Annotated in this window: 1 protein-coding gene; it reads left to right on the top strand. The window is 35.8% G+C overall.

Annotation, left to right across the window (positions count from 1 at the left end; translation table 11 throughout):
* Nucleotides 1-205: 205 nt before the first annotated feature.
* Nucleotides 206-880 carry an LbetaH domain-containing protein gene (locus ABD915_RS09870; protein ID WP_345117781.1) on the top strand — a complete coding sequence of 225 codons (675 nt, stop codon included), beginning with the start codon at nt 206-208 and terminating at the stop codon, nt 878-880.
* Nucleotides 881-919 lie beyond the last annotated feature (39 nt).

Here is a 919-nt window from a genome sequence, read left to right as displayed (position 1 = left end):
ATATCCAGAATTTGGTAGTGAAGATGATTATTATCGTCATGAATATTATGCTGATTGTGAGGGGTATTATGATGATGATGACAGCCAATATGAAAATGAAGCTGCGTAAATGACACGCGGGCGCGGCGGGGGCGCCCCCTCTTTTAAATTTCCCATTCCAAATTTTAGAAAATGTTTATCACATATCAATTGTGAGGGTATCCTTATGTCTCAAAAATATAAATTAACCAGTGAAATCAAACAAATTAAAAATATATTTACTAAAGAGATTACAACTCTTTATCGTATTAAAGCTTTAAAAGACTTTTCTGACGTCAAAGCGGGGGATCTTGGTGGTTTTATTGAAAATGAAAGCAATCTCTCTCATGATGGCAATTGCTGGGTGTATAATGAGGCGCGTGTTTATAATAATGCCCATGTTTCTGATAATGCTACAGTTTGTGATTACGCTAGTGTTTTCGATAATGCAAAAATTGAAGGCAATTCTACAGTTTTTGATTGTGCAAGAATTTATGACAATGCAAGAGTTTCTGATCATGCTAAAGTTTGTGGTTCCTCTTATGTTTATGATCATGCCTGCGTTTTGAATCATTCTGAGGTATCTGATAGAGCTGTTATAAAAGGTCATGCAAAAATTTATGATAATGCTTTATTAACTGGCTATGCACAAGCTTATGGCAATGCAAGGATTTATGGCCATGCGCAAGTTTGGTTTTTTGCTGTGGTTTGTGATGATGCTTGTATTTATGAAAATGCAAAAATTACCGGCTATACATACATTTGCGATAAAGTGAGTGTTTTTGGCAATTCATATATAGATACCAAAAAATTGAATGGTCATATCAACATTTGTGATCACATCATAAAAGACGCTGCGTAAATAAGACGCGGGCGTTGTGGGGGCGCCCCTCTTTCAAAT

Origin of the sequence: Bartonella jaculi (genome assembly GCF_039543045.1) — a bacterium.
Taxonomy (GTDB): Bacteria; Pseudomonadota; Alphaproteobacteria; order Rhizobiales; family Rhizobiaceae; genus Bartonella; species Bartonella jaculi.
This window is presented reverse-complemented; position numbering and strand designations above follow the sequence as displayed.